This window comes from Cupriavidus lacunae (assembly GCF_003353055.1).
Classification (GTDB): Bacteria; Pseudomonadota; Gammaproteobacteria; order Burkholderiales; family Burkholderiaceae; genus Cupriavidus; species Cupriavidus lacunae.
In genome coordinates this window covers 35,406-51,202 of record NZ_QKWJ01000008.1, presented here as the reverse complement: position 1 = coordinate 51,202, position 15,797 = coordinate 35,406, and the positions used below count along the sequence as shown (strand labels likewise).

The 15,797-nt window shown below is 64.6% G+C and carries 12 protein-coding genes; 2 read left to right on the top strand and 10 right to left on the bottom strand.

From position 1 onward, the window contains the following. Window positions 1-257 precede the first annotated feature (257 nt). The 3 genes from DN412_RS09475 to DN412_RS09465 are packed head-to-tail and all read right to left on the bottom strand — an operon-like array spanning window position 258 to window position 4,131. A complete protein-coding gene (locus tag DN412_RS09475) occupies window positions 258-2,543 on the bottom strand; it encodes a polysaccharide biosynthesis tyrosine autokinase (RefSeq protein ID WP_115014278.1) in 2,286 nt (761 codons plus the stop codon). Window positions 2,544-2,557: 14 nt separating this feature from the next. Then, complete coding sequence (locus DN412_RS09470) at window positions 2,558-2,995, bottom strand: low molecular weight protein-tyrosine-phosphatase (protein WP_115014275.1); 438 nt, start codon at window positions 2,993-2,995, stop codon at window positions 2,558-2,560. Then, window positions 2,992-4,131, bottom strand: coding sequence for a polysaccharide biosynthesis/export family protein (locus tag DN412_RS09465; protein ID WP_115014274.1), 1,140 nt, complete (start codon window positions 4,129-4,131; stop codon window positions 2,992-2,994). Before DN412_RS09465 ends, DN412_RS09470 begins: the two co-directional genes overlap by 4 nt. Window positions 4,132-4,879: 748 nt before the next feature. Here DN412_RS09465 and DN412_RS09460 point away from each other — a divergent pair. Then, a complete protein-coding gene (locus DN412_RS09460; RefSeq protein WP_115014272.1) occupies window positions 4,880-6,169 on the top strand; it encodes an MFS transporter in 1,290 nt (429 codons plus the stop codon). A 45-nt stretch (window positions 6,170-6,214) separates the two neighbouring features. Here DN412_RS09460 and DN412_RS09455 read toward each other — a convergent pair whose 3' ends face one another. The 6 genes from DN412_RS09455 to DN412_RS09430 form a co-directional block, all read right to left on the bottom strand. Then, window positions 6,215-7,303, bottom strand: coding sequence for an MBL fold metallo-hydrolase (locus DN412_RS09455; protein WP_115014270.1), 1,089 nt, complete (start codon window positions 7,301-7,303; stop codon window positions 6,215-6,217). Window positions 7,304-7,459: 156 nt separating this feature from the next. Further along, complete coding sequence (locus tag DN412_RS09450; protein WP_115014268.1) at window positions 7,460-8,905, bottom strand: FAD-binding oxidoreductase; 1,446 nt, start codon at window positions 8,903-8,905, stop codon at window positions 7,460-7,462. 25 nt (window positions 8,906-8,930) lie between these two features. Continuing rightward, a complete protein-coding gene (gene hpaI, locus DN412_RS09445) occupies window positions 8,931-9,737 on the bottom strand; it encodes a 4-hydroxy-2-oxoheptanedioate aldolase (protein WP_115014266.1) in 807 nt (268 codons plus the stop codon). Window positions 9,738-9,774: 37 nt separating this feature from the next. Then, a complete protein-coding gene (locus tag DN412_RS09440; protein ID WP_115014264.1) occupies window positions 9,775-11,247 on the bottom strand; it encodes an NAD-dependent succinate-semialdehyde dehydrogenase in 1,473 nt (490 codons plus the stop codon). A 32-nt stretch (window positions 11,248-11,279) separates the two neighbouring features. Next, complete coding sequence (locus DN412_RS09435; RefSeq protein ID WP_115014262.1) at window positions 11,280-12,803, bottom strand: UxaA family hydrolase; 1,524 nt, start codon at window positions 12,801-12,803, stop codon at window positions 11,280-11,282. 35 nt (window positions 12,804-12,838) lie between these two features. Continuing rightward, the gene (locus DN412_RS09430; protein ID WP_115014260.1) at window positions 12,839-13,855 is read right to left on the bottom strand and encodes a tripartite tricarboxylate transporter substrate binding protein; all 1,017 of its coding nucleotides are present in this window, start codon (window positions 13,853-13,855) and stop codon (window positions 12,839-12,841) included. Window positions 13,856-13,998: 143 nt separating this feature from the next. On the opposite strand from DN412_RS09430, the gene DN412_RS09425 reads away from it, so the two are divergent. Then, complete coding sequence (locus DN412_RS09425; protein ID WP_115014258.1) at window positions 13,999-14,940, top strand: LysR substrate-binding domain-containing protein; 942 nt, start codon at window positions 13,999-14,001, stop codon at window positions 14,938-14,940. Here the strand turns inward: DN412_RS09425 and DN412_RS09420 are convergent. After that, entirely contained in the window at window positions 14,937-15,695 is a 759-nt protein-coding gene (locus DN412_RS09420) for a sulfite exporter TauE/SafE family protein (protein WP_115014257.1), read from the bottom strand. The two genes, DN412_RS09425 and DN412_RS09420, sit on opposite strands and share 4 nt — an antisense overlap. Between the last annotated feature and the right edge of the window lie 102 nt (window positions 15,696-15,797).

Here is a 15,797-nt window from a genome sequence, read left to right as displayed (position 1 = left end):
TTAACGCACGCGAGTTCAATCGCCTGTCCCACTATCAAAGAGATATGCCTCGGACGTGAATCGCTTCTCATCATTCGCGCGGAACATGCCGATGCGTACCACTCTCCGGTCGCGCAGGCGAAGTAGCGGCGTGGATATCGGCACACCGGCGCTTCGGGAATTCCACTGGCTGTGGCATGGACCGGGGCATTGGAAAAAAAACCGATCCCACTGCTCACTGAGGTGCGCAGCGCAGTATTCCTCATTAGAACCCAAGTTCACCCTGGCTCGCGGCGAGAGCCAATGGGCTTGCTCAATGCGGGCTGGTCGGCGATTTCGTTCGTATACCCGTAATACGCATAGCGATAACGTCCATACTTCGATCCATATCCGTAGCGATATGCATTCGGATCCAGGCCATTGAACACCACGCCATTCACGTCGGCACTTGCCTGGCGCAGTTGCTTGGCGGATTCCGTTACTTCGCCGATGGCAGTCTTCTCGAAGCGCGTCACCAGGAGCACCGTGCCGCAGCGGGCGGCAAGGATCGCGGTATCGGCGACGGCAAGAACGGGAGGCGTATCGATCAGTACAAGGTCATACTGGTGACCCAACTCATCAAGAAGCTTCACCATGCGCTCGTTGAGCAGCAGTTCGGCCGGATTCGGAGGCAAGTTGCCGGTGCTGAGGAAGTCCAGGTTCTCTAGTACCTCACGATGCACCGCTTCGTCGAAGCTCACTTTGCCAACCAGAACGTCCGACAGACCCTTGCTTCGGGACTTGCCAAAGTACTGGTTCAAATGGCCCTTGCGCATGTCGGCATCGATCAGCAGCACGCGCTTGCCGCCCGAAGCCATCACCGCTGAGAGGTTGGCCGAGATAAATGACTTGCCGACGCCTGGCGTGGGGCCCGTGAGTAGCACACGGTTGTTGTCCGCGTCGAGCATGGCAAACTGTATGGCGGTGCGCAGGCTGCGCAGGCTTTCAATCGCTGGCTCATTGGGGCTACGTTCCGCGAGCACGAATCTGCCGTGCTTGCGCTGGCGGATTTCCTCGGTAAGGAATGACTGGGCCGTCGACAACGGCACGGTCGCATAGACGCTGAGACCCGTATGCTGTTCAATGTCCTGCGAATCGGTGATGCCGCCGTACAGTGCATTGCGCACGAAAGCCACTACCACACCAATCAGCACACCGAGAATTGCCGCCAGCGCCACAATCAGGCTCTTCATGGGCTTGATGGGCTCCTCGGGAACCGGCGCGCCGTCAAGAAGCCGTACATTGCCGACCTTACCGGCCTTGACCAGCTTGAGCTGCTGCATATTGTTCAGCAACCCGACGTAAAGGTCGTTGTTGACTTGCACGTCGCGCATCAACCGCAGTGTGTCCTGCTCCACATTTGGAAAGGTCTTCATGCGGGCAGCCATCACTGCGACCTTCGTATTTAGCGCTGCAATCTGCTGGTCGATGGCCAGCACACCTGGGTGAGAGGCAGCAAAACGAGTCGACAGCTCGGTGCGCTTTTGCTTCAGTTCGAGCAACTGCGTTTCGGCCATCACGTTTTCCTGCAGGAACGTCTTGCCTTCCTCACTCAGGTTGAAGGTATTGCGCTTGTTGCGCATGTCGTTGTACTTTCCCTCGGCCCGTTCCAACTCGCCTTTGAGTTGTGGCAGCAGATCTCCCAGGAAGACTAGCGACTTCTCCGCCTCGGCGGCCTTGCGCTTGATATTCTGCGCTACGTACTCTTCGCCAATTTCGTTCAGGATGCTGGCCGTAAGCTTTGCGTCGGTACCGTCGAGCGAAGCACCGATGATGCCGCTCTGCTTGCCCTTCTCAGCGATCTGGAGCTGATCCTGGAGTTTCTCGACTGTCTTCAGGTGTGAGTTTCGCACCAGGTCGAACGTGATACCTGGCTTTGCCTTCATCTCCGTTACCAGGAGCGTGAATTCGCCAACGCTTTGCACCGCAGTCAGCGATTGGCCTGTTCGCCCCTCAAGCGGCCTATCCAGGCTGGAATTCTCCAAACGGTAGCGACCTTCGCCCAGGGCGGTCAGCTTGAACTTTTCCCCCTCAAGGGACTCAGGGACATCGAACTGCTTGACATTGATCGATTCCTTGGCCCACGCGAAGCCACCAAATCCGAATAGTCCTGGTTCGGATAGGCCCTTGGCGCCGTTAGCGATTCCCGCACCGACAAAAGGAAAATAGCTTGGCTTCGCCGAAATGTAGAGCCGCAGATTGTCCACCGCCCTGCCGACGACCATGCGGGAGCGGAGAATCTCGATCTCTGCCGTAGCCTGGGTCTTGACATCAAACAGGCTCGAGACGTCACCCAACAGGCTATTGGCACTGTTCGGGTTGTCCTCCACCTGCACCAGGATATCGGCCTGATACACCGGCCGGGCCAGGAACGCGTAAGCTACCCCCAGCGCCAGCACGACGCCGGCAATAGCCGCAATCAGCCAACGGCTGGCGAGCAGCACATCTAGGTACCGAACGAGGTCAATCTCGTCCTCAGGAGGCGCAGCGACAATCACTGGCGGGGGAGTCTGGTTCATCTGCATTGCTATGGAATCAGTTATCTGAGCGCCCGGATACGCGGCACCCAAGCTTCTACGCCGCGTTGGAGCAGCTGCAGCACGTTCTCAAAGGCGGGACGAGCCTCCCGATAGGGATCGGGCACGTCGAACTTGGCGAGTTCACCAATGCGGAAAACCCGGCCGGTGGTTGCCGGGTGCAAGTGTTGGATGTCTTGCCGTTGGGCGTTGTCCATCACCAGAATAAGGTCCGCATGCGTCGTCATGCTTCGGGTCAGTGGCTTGGCCCGATGGCCGGTGATATCCACGCCAAGCTCTTGCATGAGGTCGATAGCGTGCGCATCGGCCGGTTTGCCCGTGAGCGCGCCAAGTCCAGCGGACATGACATTAACCTCAGGCAGTGCCTGCTTAAGCAGCCCTTCCGCCATAGGGCTCCTGCAAATATTGCCGATGCACACCACCAGCACAGTCTTGATCATTTGACCGCATTCATTGTGGACGTGAAGAAATTCCCGCTCGGCAGCAATTGGTTAATCACGCGGCTCCAGCGCACCACACCAGCGGCGTCAACATAGACGACATCCCTGGGCTTGAGTTCGAAGGATTCAGCCAGCGCCAGTGCGACAGGGGATTTGCCGTCAAGGTGGAAAACCTCGGCCTCGCCGTCGCCGCTCTTGCGGATGACATACAGTTCCTTGGCGTTGGCCGAGTTGGGATTGACGCCGCCAGCTTCACCGATGGCCTCGTTGAGCGTCAGGCGGCCATTACGCGGCAGAACGCTGACAGGACGCACGACTTCCCCGGTCACGAATACCTTGCTGTCCTCACGTTGCTCCACGCGCACGATGTCGCCATTGCGCAGCAGAATGCGCGCGGGGTCGGTGCCTTGCTGCAACAGCTCTGGCATGTTGACGAAGTAGTTCTTGCCCGCGCGGGAGATGCGGATGCGGCTGTTGTCGCCCGTCAGGACATTGATACCGCCAGCCCGGTTGAGAGCCTCAACCAGGGTCATGGGCACGTCATCGATATTCTGGGGGCCAGGTGTCTTGACTTCGCCGTCCAGGTAGACCCGCTTGCTGCGAAAGGCGAGCACGCGCACGGTGAGCTGGGGCAGGGTGACAACATCCTTGAGTTGAGTACTGAGTTGCCCGCGGATTTGGTCCGGCGTGCGGCCGAGAACCGTGACCACGCCGGCGTATGGAAACTGGATGGTGCCAGCGGGACTTACGACGTACCCCGGCACGTTGGCTGCGCCGCTGTAGTTCGGTATGTCATAAGCCGCGCCGATAGAGTACGTCTGTGTGGGGAACACAAGCTCCGGGTGATCCCACACAACGATGGAAAGGATGTCACCAACGCCAACGGTATAGGGCACCGGCTCTGCAAACAATTCCTCCACGCCAGCGTTGGCGGGCTTCGTGGATGCCTTCAGGCTGCGCACCAGCGCAGGCGTGATCCGGGTGATTTTTGGCACCGATTCCGGATCCTCGGGATCGAGCGGACGCTGCGGATCGAAGCGCATCCCTGGCGCGAGCGCGCAGGATGCCAGCAACGGTACGACCAACAGGCAAATCACTGCCCTGCCCAACGTCAGCATGCTTGAAAACTTTGACACGACTCGATTATTTCCTTGCGATCCAGAAGATCCCGTTGCCCCCCGTCTCCTGATCTGGTTTAACGGCGGTGCTTCCCGTTTGTCCAAACAATGCACACGCTCAGCCTTTCCGCTTGCTTGCTATGTCTGCGGATTCTTAACCTGGCGGTGGCGGCTTCGTGTTCGTCCTGGCAGGCGCGCACTCTTTTGCGCTGCGTCACTGCGCGGACCGGCGAAGTTTATGGCTCCATGGGGTAGATCTTCAAGGCAACAAGGGCGTGTTTAGCGTGTTTTCGATCCCCCCTTAAGAGTGGACCCGACAAAGGGAGGGATGTGCGTGAAGGGAAATTGAGCAAGAATCTGTGGCTCGTCGAACCTGGGAAATTCCGTCGACGATGCGCGGTTCATCGGCTTGGGCCAACCGGTCGTTCCTGCAGTCTGTGTTCCTCGCCGGTGCTCTCAAATCGCCAAATCCTGAACGGCGCCATAGCTGACGCCCGTCTTCCTGCAAATTCCCAAAGTGTCAAAAAAGGAAGGGTGTAGACACGGGGACGGCCTACACCCTAACGGGAAGTAGCAAGTCCTGCTCAACGGGGCTGATTATTGACGGGTGCAGGAGCGGCTCTTACCCCGCTCTAGAGGGACCTACCCTTAGGAGGGGAAAGGTTTTGCAGCAACCCGGCAACTACAGATAAATGACAAGGCACAGCTGACCGCCGACAAGATTTTTTAAGCAGGCCGCGAGCCACTAGATGTGCCCAGTCAACGCATGAATCAAGAACATCCCATCGACGGCTTTGATCGCCGTGAACTCCGAAAGCTTGTTGTCGCAACATCTCTCGTCAGTGGACTGGAAACGTTCGATTTCACCGTATTCGCCTTCTTCGCGGCGATGATCGGCGACCAGTTCTTCCCTGCGGAAGATCCGATGACGTCGTTACTGTTGGCAGTCGGCACGTTCGGTGTTGGCTTTCTCATACGGCCGCTTGGTGCAATGATGATCGGTACCTACGCGGACCGGGTCGGACGTCGCGCGGCAATGACTGCCACCATCACGTTGATGGGCGCGGGGACGGCACTCATTGCGATCTGCCCGCCGTTTGCAATGATAGGAGTGGCTGCGCCACTCATTGTCATCAGCGGTCGGGCGCTGCAAGGTTTTGCCGTCGGGGGTGAACTCGGCGTTGCCGCGACATACGTGATGGAGGCAGGACCCGTATCGCGACGGGGCCGCCTGGTCAGCTGGCAGTCTGTGAGCCAGGGCGCAGCTGCCCTGCTGGGTGCATCCCTGGGCGCACTTCTCACCAGCGTGATGTCGCCGGCCGACCTGGCTTCCTGGGGCTGGCGCGTGCCTTTCCTGGTCGGTCTTCTGATCGTGCCGGTCGGCATCTACGTTCGCCGCCACCTTCGCGAGGCGCCGGTCCTCGACACCAAAGGCAGAGATGCCGCCACGCCACTCGCTGAGCTGTGTCGCGAGCATGGCAGGACGGTCCTGCTCGCGGCCCTGATCAGGATGGGCTCAACGGTTCCGGTCTACATCGTCGTCTACTACATGCCGAGCTATCTGACGCGGGTGATGCACATGCCCGCCACCATAGCGTTTCAGTCATCGACGTTGTCCGCACTGATGCTGACAATCATCCCGCCGCTGTCGGGCCTTCTCATCGATCGACTGCCCCGCCGCCGCAAGCCGTTGGCGCTTTTCACTTCGGGGTGCACTGCGCTGCTGATCTACCCGACTTTCCTGATGATTGTGCGTGCAGACAGCGCGTTGCCAATCCTGTTTGGCGCCGGACTGATCAGCGCATTGGTGGCACTTGGTGCCGCCGTTGGCATCCTGCTTGTACTGGAAGCATTTCCCGCACGGGTGCGCGCCAGCGGCACGGCGATTTCGCACGCTCTGAACGTGGCGCTGTTTGGCGGCACCGCACAGTTCATCGTGACGGGGATCATCAAGTTGACTGGAGATCCTATGTCCGCAGCCTGGTATATGGTATTGACGTGCCTGCTGAGTTTCAGTGCGGTCGTGCTGCTCAAGGAGCAGCCCAGGGAAACCTGAACTTGCCTTCCCTGGGCAGATATCCGCGACTCATCGGATTTGCGCCTATTTCAGCCGATACCAATAGCACCCGTCATTGCCGCGCTCCCTCACAGCCTCCCCGCGCATCAGCAGATAGTTCAGATGGGCAATGCTCTCCCCCGTCGCCATCCCCAGCAGCCCGCCGCTTCCAGTGATGGGGCGAGAAAACAATTCCTCAAACACATCCACCGCCCGCCTCGGCGTCACCAGCGCCCCACGCAGCCGGTCCAGCGCCTGCAGCTGGCTCGCCCGCAAATAGTCAATGCGCGCATGCAACCCACGGAAGGGCTCGTTATGCGCCGGCAGCACCAGCACATCGTCCGGCACGGCGGCGCGGACCTTGTCGAGCGAGGCCAGCCAGTCCTGCATCGGATCGGCATCCGGCTCAGTCGGGAACACCGATACGTTGGAGGAAATGCGCGGCAGCACCTGGTCGCCGGACACCAGCAGCTTCAGCGCCGGGCAGTACAGGCAGGCATGTTCGGGCGAGTGGCCGGTGCCGACGATGACCTGCCAGTCGTGCGAGCCGATGCGCACGGTGTCGCCATCGGACAAGCGGTGGAAGCTCTCGGGCAAGGCGTGCACATATTTGCCGAAGCCGCCGAAGCGGGTGCGGTAGACCTCGATCGCTTCGTCGTCCCAGCCGGCCTTGCGGTAGAACTCGATGGCGTCATCCGGCGCGGCGCGCCCGGTGTCCGCCGCCAGCACGCGGCACATCAGGTATTCCAGCCGCGTCATCCATAGCTGGCAGTCGAACTTGCCGGTCAGCCACCCGGCCATGCCGATATGGTCGGGGTGCATATGGGTCGCGAACAAGCGTGTCAGCCCGCCGGCCAGCGCGCCCCTTTCGCCAAACAGCGCTCGCCAGGCCTGCGCGGTTTCCGGCGTCTGCAGGCCGGCGTCGACCGCTGCCCAGCCGCCACCGTCGCGGATGGCCCACAGGTTGATGTGGTTCAGGCCGAGCGGCATCGGCATGCGCAGCCACAGCACACCGGGCGCGATTTCACGGGCGTGGCCGGGTTCGGGCGCGTCGCCACAGGGGTAGTCAAGCTCGGGCTTTTCGAGGGAGATGGGAGCAGCTGCGAGGGCGATGTCGGGGGATTGGGCGCTCATCGGTGTCTGGGCCGGTGGGCCGGCCGTGCTGTGCGCGGTGGCCTGGGCGGCAATGCCCCGGCTCCGCGCGTTCTGGATAGCTGACACCTTAGCCCAGATGAGCGATTCCTGCTATGTGCGCCCTGCCCTCGTTCCGCGGCGTGGAATCTTGATGCGCTATCGGGCCGGCGCCGGCAGCACCTTGCCCGGATTGAGCAGGTTCAACGGATCCAGCGCCTGCTTCACCTGCCACATCAGTTCCAGTTCCACCTGGGACTTGTAGCGCGTCAGGTCGTCGCGCTTGGCCACGCCGATGCCGTGCTCGGCCGAAATCGAGCCGTTTTCCGCGTGGGCCATGCCGTCGACCAGCACCGAGACCCGTTCATACCATTGCGCCAGGAATGCCTTGGCGGGCTCGTCCCTGGGCCGCAGTGGGTTGAAGTGCACATTGCCGTCGCCCATATGGCCGTAGATCACCATGCGCGCGTCCGGCACCAGCTCCAGCACCCTGGCCGAGGCCTCTTCGACAAACGCGGCGATGCGCGACAGCGGCACCGAGACATCGCACTTGATGCTGCCGCCGGTGCGGGTCTGGGCGTCGGAGATCTCTTCGCGGATACGCCAGAAGGTCTGCGCATCGGACAGGCTGGCGGCCACGGCGGCGTCGAGCACTAGGCCCTGGCTGAAGCCGGATTCGAGGATTTCCATCAGCGTGGCGTTGAGGCTTTCCGCATCGGTGCCGGAGGTCAGTTCGATCAGCACCATCCAGTCGTGCTTGTCCTGCAGCGGGGATGCGACATTGCCAAGATATTCAAGTACCAGATCCAGCGCAGGCCGCGAGATCAGCTCGAACGCGGTCACGGCCTGGCCGGACAGGCGCTTGGCTTCGCCCAGCAGCGCGACTGCGGCTGCAGGGTCCTGCACCGCGACGAAGGCCACGGCGCTGCTGCGCGGCTGCGGCATCAGCTTGAGCACGGCGCCGGTGATGATGCCGAGCGTCCCTTCCGCGCCGACGAACAACTGCTTGAGGTCGTAGCCGGTATTGTCCTTGCGCAGGCCGCGCAGCGACGAGTAGATGCGGCCATCGGGCAACACCACCTCGATGCCGAGCACGAGGTCGCGCATATTGCCGTAGCGCAGCACCGCGGTGCCGCCGGCATTGGTCGACAGGTTGCCGCCGATCTGGCACGAGCCTTCCGAGCCAATGCGCAGCGGGAACAGGCGCTGCTCGGCCTCGGCGGCGCTGCGTGCGGCGCTCAGCGTGACGCCGGCCTGCACGGTCATGGTGTCGTTGATGGTGTCGATGCCCAGCACGCGGTTCATGCGGCTCAGGTTGACGACCACGGCGGTGCCGCTGTCGTCCGGCACGGCGCCGCCCATCAGCGAGGTATTGCCGCCCTGCGGCACCACCGGTACGCGCTGGGCATGGCACCACTGCAGCACCTGGCTGACCTCTTCCGTCGATGACGGCAGCACCACCACCTGGGCCTGGCCGCGGTAGATGCCGCGGTAGTCGGTCACGTAGGCCTGCGTTTCGGCGTCGCCGCTGCGGCAGGCGTTGGCGCCGACGATGGCCTGCATCGCGCGTAGGGTGGTATCTGGGGTCGGGAGGTTGGCGGCCATGTATGTAAGGTGAAGGAGATTCGGGTCAGTACGCGGCGGAGGGCTTGTCGGCGGAGGCGTCCGACGGCAGGTCACGGAACGATGCGGCAAGCCTGCGCGCGGCGTTGGCGTAGATCATAACGTCTACGCCGGTGGCCACGAAGGTGCAGCCCAGGTCGAGGTAGCGGCGTGCCAGCGCCGGGTCCGACGTCAGCGTGCCGGCGGCCTTGCCGCTGGCGACGATGGTGCGCATCGCGCCTTCGATGGCGGCCTGCACCTGCGGATGGCCGGGGCGGCCGCGGTAGCCCATTGACGCTGCCAGGTCGGCCGGGCCGATGAAGACGCCGTCGACGCCGTCCACCGCGCAGATCGCTTCCAGGTTCTGCAATGCGGTGACGGTTTCGGCCTGCACCAGCAGGCAGATCTCGTCGTCGGCCACGTCGAGGTAGTCGGTGCGGGCGCTCCACTGCGAGGCGCGCGCAATCGCGCTGCCCACGCCGCGGATGCCTTGCGGCGGGTAGCGCGTGGCGCTGACCAGCGCGCGGGCCTGTTCCGCGGTATCGACCATCGGCACCAGCAGGCTGCGGGCGCCGATATCGAGCAGCTGCTTGATCAGCGGCACTTCGCCGGCCACGGCGCGCACCACGGGCTGGACCGGGTATGGCGCCACCGCCTGCAGTGCGTGCAGCGTCGAGCGCAGGTCGTTGGGGGCGTGCTCGCCGTCGATCAGCAGCCAGTCAAAGCCTGCGGTGGCCGACACTTCGGCCAGGTACGGCGTCGCCATCGACAGCCACAGGCCGATCTGCGCCTGGCGCGCGGCCAGTGCATTCTTGAAGGGATTGTTTGCGGGCATGGAGTGTTCCGGTTCGAGGATCGATGGGCCCGGCGCTTCAGCCGAGCTGGCCCTGGCAAAGGTACTTGGTATGCATGTAGTCGTCCAACCCGTGGCGCGAACCCTCGCGCCCGTAGCCCGATTCCTTGACGCCGCCGAACGGCGCGGCCTCGGCCGCGATCGCGCCCTCGTTGATGCCGACCATGCCGGTTTCCAGCGCCTGCGCCACGCGCCAGATGCGGCGGATGTCGTTGGAGTAGTAGTAGGCGGCCAGGCCGAACGGGGTGTCGTTGGCGTCGCGGATCACCTCGGCTTCATCGCGGAAGCGAAAGACCGGCGCGACCGGGCCGAAGGTCTCTTCGCACGACAGCTCCATCGCGGGGGTCGCATCGACCAGCACCGTCGGCGCGTAGTAGTGCGGGCCGTCGGCGGTGCGCACGCGCTTGCCGCCGGTGACCACGCGCGCGCCCCTGGCGATGGCGTCTTCCACATGGCGCGCGATCTTGTCGACGGCGCGGGCATTGATCATGGGGCCGATCTGCGCGGCGTCTTCGGTGGCCGGGCCGACGTGGAGCGCGCCGACGCGCTGTGCCAGGCGCTCGACAAAGGCGTCGTGCACGGCGTCATGTACGTAGACCCGGTTCGGGCAGACGCAGGTCTGGCCGCCATTGCGGAACTTGGACGCCATCAGGCCATCGACCGCGGCATCGAGGTCGGCGTCCTCGAAGACGATAAAGGGCGCGTTGCCGCCCAGTTCCAGCGACAGCTTCTTCAGAGTGGCGGCCGATTCCCGCGCCAGGTGCTTGCCCACCGGCGTCGAGCCCGTGAACGTGATCTTGCGCACGCGGCTGTCGGCCAGCCAGGCGTCGACCACGCCCGGCGTGTGCTCGCGTGAGGCGGTGACGATGTTGATGACGCCGGCGGGCATGCCGGCCTGCTGCGCCAGCCACACCAGCGCCAGCGCGGTCAGCGGCGTGTCCTCGGCGGGCTTGGCCACCACCGTGCAGCCAGCGGCCAGCGCGGGGGCGATCTTGCGGGCAATCATCGCCAGCGGGAAGTTCCACGGCGTGATCGCCGCGACTACGCCCACCGGCTCCTTCAGCACCAGCAGTTTGCGGCCCGGCACGGCTTCGGCGACGATATCGCCGCAGATGCGGGTGGCCTCTTCGGCGAACCACTCCACATACGACGCGCCATACTGCACCTCGCCGCGCGCTTCCTTCAAGGGCTTGCCCTGCTCGGTCGAGATGATGCGCGCCAGGTCTTCCTGGTGCGTGAGGATCAGCGCATGCCAGCGCTTGAGCAACTGGGCACGCTCGCGCGCGGGCCGGCGGCTCCAGGCCGGGAACGCAGCCGCGGCGGCATCGACGGCAAGGCGGGCATCGCCGGCATCGCTGTCCGGCACGTTGGCGAAGGTCTCGCCGGTGGCAGGGTCGGTGACCGGCAGGCGGGCGCCAAGGCCGGCATCGCGCCAGCGGTCGTCAATCAGGTTCTGGCTGCGCAGCAGCGCTTGCTCGGAAAGCGTCGGCATAAGTGTAGAGGGAGAGATTTGCAGGAGGCGGCTTAACTGACGATGCCGAGGTGCCACGGCACGAACTCGTTGTCGCCCAGGCCCAGCGCCTCGCTCTTGGTCGGCTCGCCGGAGGCCGCGCGCAGGATATGCTCGAAGATCCGCTGGCCCATCTGCGGCACACTCAGTTCGCCGTCTAGCACCAGGCCGCAGTTGATGTCCATGTCTTCTTCCAAACGGTTGTACATCGCCGAGTTGGAAGCCAGCTTGATTGTCGGCGCCGGCTTGGAGCCGAACATCGAACCGCGGCCGGTGGTAAAGCAGATCAGGTTGGCGCCGCTGGCGATCTGGCCGGTGACGGCCACCGGGTCATAACCGGGCGAGTCCATGAAGACAAAGCCGGCCTGGTCGATCGGCTCGGCGTACTCGTACACCGCCTGCAGCGGCGTGGTGCCGCCCTTCATGGCCGAGCCCAGCGACTTTTCGAAGATATTGGCCAGGCCACCCTGCTGGTTGCCGTGGCCGACCACGCCGTTGAACTGCGCGTTGTGGCCGGCGGTGTAGCGCTCCCACCAGGCCAGGCGGTCCAGCAGTTTCTGGCCGACCTCGGGCGTCACCGCGCGGCGCGTCAGCATGAACTCCACGCCGTGGATCTCCGGCGTCTCGGACAGGATGGCGGTGCCGCCATGGCGCACCAGGATATCCATCGCCGCGCCCAGCGCCGGGTTGGCGCTGATGCCGGAAAAGCCATCCGAGCCCCCGCATTCCAGCCCGATCTTCAAGTGGCTGGCGGATACCGGCTGGCGCACCGCGGCATTGGCCACGGGCAGCATCGATTCGATTGCGCGGATGCCGGCCGCGATGGTGGCGCGCGTGCCGCCGCTGTCCTGCATCACCAGCATATGCACCGCGGGGCCAGGCTCCAGCCCCTGCGATTCCACCAGCGACGCCACCTGGTTGCGCTCGCAGCCCAGGCCGACGATCAGCACGCCGGCCAGGTTGGGATGGCGCGCGTAGCCGGCCAGCGTGCGGCGCAGCACGTCGAAATGCTCGCTCGGCGACGACATGCCGCAGCCGCTGGTCTGCGCGAAGGCCACCACGCCATCGACATTCGGATACGCCGCCAGCCGCTGCGGCGTGAAATGCGCCGCAATCTGGCGGATCACGGTGGACGAGCAATTGACCGACGACAGGATGCCGATGAAATTGCGTGTGCCCACGCGCCCGTCCGGGCGCACAAAGCCGTTGAAGGTGGCGCGTTGGGCCTCGGGCACGTAGTCCACCGGCCGCACGTCCTGGCAGAACGCCGGATCGCGGTAGAAGTCGACCAGCGTCAGGTTGTGCGAATGCACGTGGTCGCCCTGGGCGATATCGCGCGCGGCCACGCCGATGACGGTGTCGAACTTGCGCACCGGCGTGCCGGCCGCGATGGCGCAGGCCGCGATCTTGTGGCCGGCCGGCACCTGCGCGCGCACGCGCACGGCGGGATCGGCCAGCTGCTGGCCAAGGCTGAGGTCGCTGCGGGCGACCAGCACGTTGTCGTTGGCGTGCAGGCGGATAACGGGATTGGGATTCACTTGGATTTGGCCCTGGGCTTAGGCTTAGGCGGCGATCAGCTTTGCTGCAACAGTTCTTTCAGCTTGAGGCGCTGGATCAGCTGGGTTTCCTGGTCATAGACGCTGGCCACGTACTTCTTGTACTCAGGACCGTCCAGGTACATCACGGGCGCATCCAGGCGCGCCGCCACTTGCTTGAATTCGTTGCTTGCCACCGCGACACGGAAGGCGTCGCGCAGCTTCTTTTCCACGGCGGGCGGCAGGCCCTTGGGCGCGCCGATGCCGTTGGGCGCTTCCACCACCACGTTGTAGCCCAGCTCCTTGAGCGTGGGTGTGTCCTTGAAGCGCGTCGCGCGCTGTTCGCCCCAGGTGGCCAGCAGGCGCGCCTTGCCGGCTTCCACGTGCGGCGCCCATGAGCTGGAATCGGCCAGCAGGTCCACCTGCCCGGCCAGCACGTCCTGCAGCGCCTGGGCGCCGCCCTTGTAGGCGATCGCATTGAACTGCACGCCGGCGGCCAGTGCGAACTGCTCCATGCCGACGTGGGTCGCGCCGCCGATGCCGGCGTGCGCATAGGTGATCTTGCCGGGGCTGGCCTTGGCGGCCGCCACCACGTCCTTGAGCGTCTTGAAACGCGAATTGGCCGGCACGGCGATGCCGAAGGTCTGGCCCGAGGTGCGCGCCAGGTAGGTCAGCTCGGTGCGCGGGTCCAGCTGCAGCATGCCGAGCTGCGAAAAGCGCGTGACCGAAATCGGGATCTGGCCGATGGTGTAGCCGTCCGGATTGGCGCGCGCCAGGGCCTTGGTGCCAATCATGCCGGAGGCGCCGGCGCGGTTTTCCACTACGATCGACTGCTTGAGGATGCCGCCGGCCAACTGGCACAGCGCGCGCATCGACTGATCGGCAGTGCCGCCGACCGGCCAGGGGCAAATGAAGGTGATGGGACGCTCGGGATACTCGGCGGCCAGCGCCCGCGCAGCAGGCAACAGCACGCCGGCGGCGCCCGCGGCAGCACCCGCTGCGGCTCCGATGAGCAGGCGGCGGCGCCTGGAATCGATGGGGAATCCTTGGGTCATTTGCGGGTGTCTCCGATGCTTTGATTATCGGCGGGACCGGCGCAGCCAGCCACGTCATGCCCGCATTCTGTCGCCCCTGAACATAACAATCCAATCGATAATCGGCATTGCTTCATAACACTAAGGTTAAGTAGACTGCCGGTATGGTACAGATCGACCGCGCGCTGCGCTCCAATATCAAGCTGCGCCACCTGCAATTGCTGGTGGCGCTGGATGAATTCCGCCACCTGGGGCGCACCGCGGAGTTCCTCTCCGTGAGCCAGCCGGCGGTATCCAAGGTGCTGACCGAAGTCGAGAAGATGCTGGGGCTGGCGCTGTTCACGCGCTCCACCCGTGGCACCGAGCCCACCCCCGCCGGTGAATCGCTGGTGCGTTTTGCGCGCTCGGTGCTGGCCCAGTACGAGCAGACCCGCGACGAGATCGCCGCGGTGCAGAGTGGCGCCTCCGGCCGCATCCGCGTGGGCTCGATGGGCGCGGCGCTGCCGGTGCTGCTGGCACAGGCCGTTGGCGCGCTCAAGGAGCGCCACGCGCGCGCCACCGTGCTGGTGGAGGAAGGCGACCTGACCCACCTGCTGCCCAAGTTGCGCCTGCGCGAACTCGACCTGATCGTGGGCCGGCTGGAGCCCGGCTATGCCGCACCGGATCTGCTGACCGAGGCGCTCTACGATGAACCGATGGTAGTGGTGGTCCGGCGCGGCCACAAGCTGGCGCGCAAAGCCCGGCCCAACTGGGCCGACCTGGCCGCGATGCCGTGCGTGCTGCCGCCGCCGTGGGCATCGTTGCGGGTGAAGATCGAACAGGCGTTCTATCGCCACGGCCTGCATCCGCCGCAGGATGTGATCGAGACCTCGTCCTACCTGGCCCAGGCCACCTTTATCGGCCAGCGTGGGGCGGCCGCCTTCATGGCTGAGTCGGTGGCCCTGTCGTTGCAGGAGGAAGGCCAGTTGCACGTGCTGAAGATGGCCGTGCCGGTCGACCTGCCGCCGGTCGGCATCATCACATTGCGAGAGCGGGCGCCGTCGCTCAGCACCGACCAGCTGGTGGAATGCCTGCGCGAGGCCGCGGCGCGGATCAGGACCGTCTAACCGGCGGCACGCCCCATCAACACCGGCACCGATGTGGCCAGCAGCGCCACGCCGGAGACGGTCAGCAGCGTCAGCACGATCTTGCGGAAGGTGGCCTCGCTGATCCCCAGATAGAGCCGCGTGCCCAGCAGCGTGGGCACCAGCATCGCGGGCGCCACCACCAGGAACATCGGCAGCATCTCGCGCGTGACGATGCCCTTGCCGACATAGGCGGCCATGGTCATGGCCAGCGTAGCAAGGTTGAAGTTCTGGATCACCGCGCGCTGCTCGTCCTTGTCGAAGCCGCGCAGCGTGCACCACAGCGTGGGAATCACGCCGGTAAAGCCGCCGATCCCGCCCATCATGCCGCCGGCCGCACCGGCCACGCCATCGGCCACGCGCCCGCCCACGCCGATATGCGGCAGCCGCCGCGCCATCAGCATCACCGGGCACCACAGCGTCAGGAAGCCGCCGAGCACGGCCTTCATCCACTGCGCATCGAGCATCGGCAGGACCGCCACGCCCAGCGGAATACCGGCCACGCCGCCGGCCACGAACGGCCACAGCCGCCGCCACGACAGCCCGCGCCGGACCGACGCCGCCGCCAGCAGTTGGCCCGTCAGCGCGCCGAACACGGTCATGGCCGCGGCCAGCCGCGGCTCGATCGCCCAGGCCCAGAACGACATTGCCACCATGCCGAAGGCAAAGCCCGAAAGCCCCTGGACAAAGCCGGCCACGGCGGCGCCGGCAATCACGATCATCAAGGTGGAATCCATGGCAAGCGGGGCCGCGTCAGGCAGTGGCGGACGCGATGTTCGAGGGCTTCGGGGAAGCGCATGACTATGCACTTCTTTGCCCGGTTTGTCAGCCACTGCCTC